This window comes from Vibrio sp. SALL6 (assembly GCF_002002385.1).
Taxonomy (GTDB): domain Bacteria; phylum Pseudomonadota; class Gammaproteobacteria; order Enterobacterales; family Vibrionaceae; genus Vibrio; species Vibrio parahaemolyticus.
Window position 1 is genome coordinate 1 of sequence record NZ_MQVK01000051.1, and the last position, 2,830, is coordinate 2,830.

At 40.2% G+C, this 2,830-nt stretch carries 3 protein-coding genes; all 3 read left to right on the plus strand.

Annotated elements, in window-relative coordinates:
* The first annotated feature begins 157 nt into the window (after positions 1 to 157).
* The 3 genes from BIW15_RS23245 to BIW15_RS23280 all read left to right on the plus strand — a co-directional run bounded on the left by BIW15_RS23245 (position 158) and on the right by BIW15_RS23280 (position 2,813).
* Positions 158 to 343 carry a hypothetical protein gene (locus BIW15_RS23245; RefSeq protein WP_077281689.1) on the plus strand — a complete coding sequence of 62 codons (186 nt, stop codon included), beginning with the start codon at positions 158 to 160 and terminating at the stop codon, positions 341 to 343.
* Between the two features lie 691 nt (positions 344 to 1,034).
* Positions 1,035 to 1,481, plus strand: a complete 447-nt coding sequence (locus tag BIW15_RS23270; protein WP_025795052.1) for a hypothetical protein — start codon at positions 1,035 to 1,037, stop codon at positions 1,479 to 1,481.
* 750 nt (positions 1,482 to 2,231) lie between these two features.
* Positions 2,232 to 2,813: a hypothetical protein gene (locus BIW15_RS23280; RefSeq protein ID WP_077281690.1), complete on the plus strand. Its 582-nt coding sequence runs from the start codon at positions 2,232 to 2,234 to the stop codon at positions 2,811 to 2,813.
* Positions 2,814 to 2,830 lie beyond the last annotated feature (17 nt).

Here is a 2,830-nt window from a genome sequence, read left to right on the forward strand (position 1 = left end):
GTTGAATTTAGTGATTAAGGCGGTTTGCGGTGGCTTTTGTATTGCGTTGCTCACCCCTTAGCAGGGCGTTAGCTTTTAAGGAAAAATCGGTTATCTCAAAAAGCTGCATTACTTAGTAAAAATAATTTTGATTGCATACGATTATAAGGAAATAGTTATGTCTGTAGAAAATGAAAAACAGGAAGTTACAGTTGTGGATATAAAAATGCCATTCATGTCGATGGTTGTTTTTATGGTTAAACTTGCGATTGCCTCTATCCCTGCCGCTATAATTCTGAGCCTTGTTTTTGGTGTTTTAATGGGTTTGTTTGCTAGTTTGTTCCATGGAATGGGGCGTTTCTAAAAAGCTAACAAACGCTTCAAGACGGATTCGCAACGCGTGGCATTTTTACCATGCGTTGATTTTAGTGATTTAGGTGGTGTGCGGAAGCATCGTATTGCATTGCTCACCACTTAAGCGGGCGTTAGCACTGGGTTGGCATCAAAGGTTAAAATTATCTGTGTTTATTGGTTTCTTTTCCTAGCTTTACACCTGATCAAATGTGCCTTTCACGTTCGCTCCGGTGGCACTAGATGTGAAGTTTTCGCTTTGCTTTTAGCGTTTACGGTTTCTAACTTTTGGGCTATTTCTCTGGTGTTGTTTCTTTAGTGCTGAGATATTTTCGTCAAAGCTAGGTTTCTTTGAAGCTGCTGTTAAAGTCCTAAGCCCGTATCCTTTGCTAATTTGAAAGCGGTGAGATAGGGCGCTTTGGCATATTTTTCTTCTATCCATCTTACGTCTTGAGTTACTTTTAAGCTTGGTAGCTGCCCGTTTGGTTTCAGTGTTTTAAACCATAAATTTCCTGCAATATTTCAGCTTCTTGGTGTGTGCCAAAGGCTTTAAGGGTAGCGTGCTAACAAACAATTCAAGAGGGATTCGTAACGCGTGGCATTTTTACTATGCGTTAATTTTGGTGATTAAGGTGGTTTGCGGTTGCATCGGTGTTGCGTTACTCACCCCTTAATTGGGCGTTAGGCTTACAGAGCGAGAAACGATGAAAATATTATATTCGGGCGGTCTACAGATCCGCTCTCATGATGCACAAGAACGCTTGTTAAATGTTAATACCTTCTTAGAAGGTGAGTTGGCTTTCCACAATTTATATCGGGAAGTTAAAGCAAGTGATTTTCCTATTGCTCAGGATTGCTTTGGTGACCAATTTCTTATTCGAGATAACTTGGTAGTTAAATTGAATGCTGAAACCGGTGATATTGATGAATTTGGTTGTACCTGGGTACAGTTTTTGGCTTGGGTTGACGAGGACCCAATTGAAAGATTGAACATTCCAAGCGATTTGGAGTTAAAGGTTGGTCAGCTGTTATTCGCGTATCCACCTTTCTGCACTGCTGAAGGTAATAATGCATCTATAAAAGCAATTGATGGTGTTGAGCTAATCAGTTTTCACGCTGATTTTGCAAAGCAGATAAATGGTGAACAGTAAGCCTAACAAAGCATTTAAGAGTGATTCCCAACGCTTGGCATTTTCAGTTCAAGGTTGGGTTTCGTGTTTACGGCGCAATGGTTTAGGCTTGGTGGTAGCGTTGCTCACACCTTAATGCGGCGTTAGTTTGCGAGAGGAAAAACGTAGCTATATCGCAAGATCTTGCGGTAAAAGCTCATGTCGTATCGGCATTTAATTTCAGTGTTAATCAGCGTGGTAAAAAACCACAATTGGCATCGTTTCAGCGGTTGATTTGTTCTTTGGTGCTGTGACTTTTTGGGTAACTGAGTCGAACTTTTTTGCTGAAACTCTGCTCTGTGAGTTTGTTGGTACAAAAGCCGATTTACTCGCTGCAAGACGTTTTCTCTGGTGTGGTAAGTTCCACGTGGTTTCAGTGGCTTTGTTGAAAGTCCGCATTGTGAGATTGGTTTTCCAAAAGCGCTTTTTTGTGTTGTGAGTTCGTTTTCTGCGGCGTTGTTTGTTCCACGTGGTTTCATTGAGTAGCCGCTTTGAGACTACGCCTGACTTAAGTGCATCAAAACACATAAAGTTTATTGTTTGCAAAGTTTAAAATAACGTAAAATCAACCTTTTGGGCCTGCAAACTAACAAACTGCTCAAGAGGGATTCACAACGCGTGGCATTTTTACTATGCGTTGAATTTAGTGATTAAGGTGGTTTGCAGCGGCTTCGGTATTGCGTTGCTCACCCCTTAGCAGGGCGTTATACAGAAGGAAATAGAGAAGAAAAAATGCGGTATATAGAGTATCTAAAAGCAGCAGAAAAAAGAGCCAAAAAACTAGAAATTTCCCCTCAATTGCCAATTGATACATTGGTTCCAGCTAGAGACATTAAACGTTATGGCGAGCTTGCAAACAATGAGCTATTGAACTTTCTTTTACAGAGATTTGGTCCATTTGGGTGGACTGATGGATGTATTCCACTTGGTGCAACTGCCTTCACCTTTTTTCAAAAAAAGGGTATTCCTTGCGAATTAGTATTTGGTGAAGTAGTAATTAATGGTTGCAATGAATATGACACAACAGTTGATGGTTTAATTGGCGAATGGGAGAAGGGCTATTCTGATGATGTAATGAATATCCATGTTTGGCTAAATGTAGGCAAAGATCTGGTTGTTGACCCTGCAATAGCTTCTCGATTGAATGAGCACTATGACAATAACTTTCCTGCACATCAAGTAATCGTTGGCAAGCCAGAGCAACTAGAGAAAAAGAAACGTTTAAAATATATTCCAATGCTTACAGGTGCCAAATTTTTAGAGAGGACATGCGAAATCCCTTTAAATTACGAAAACGGTACAATTTCTGTATAACAATCTGTTTAAGAGTG

Bases quoted from the DNA above. Each gene is read 5' to 3' on its own strand.
- BIW15_RS23245 (WP_077281689.1), top strand. From the start codon at position 158: ATGTCTGTAGAAAATGAAAAACAGGAAGTTACAGTTGTGGATATAAAA.
- BIW15_RS23270 (WP_025795052.1), top strand. From the start codon at position 1,035: ATGAAAATATTATATTCGGGCGGTCTACAGATCCGCTCTCATGATGCA.
- BIW15_RS23280 (WP_077281690.1), top strand. From the start codon at position 2,232: ATGCGGTATATAGAGTATCTAAAAGCAGCAGAAAAAAGAGCCAAAAAA.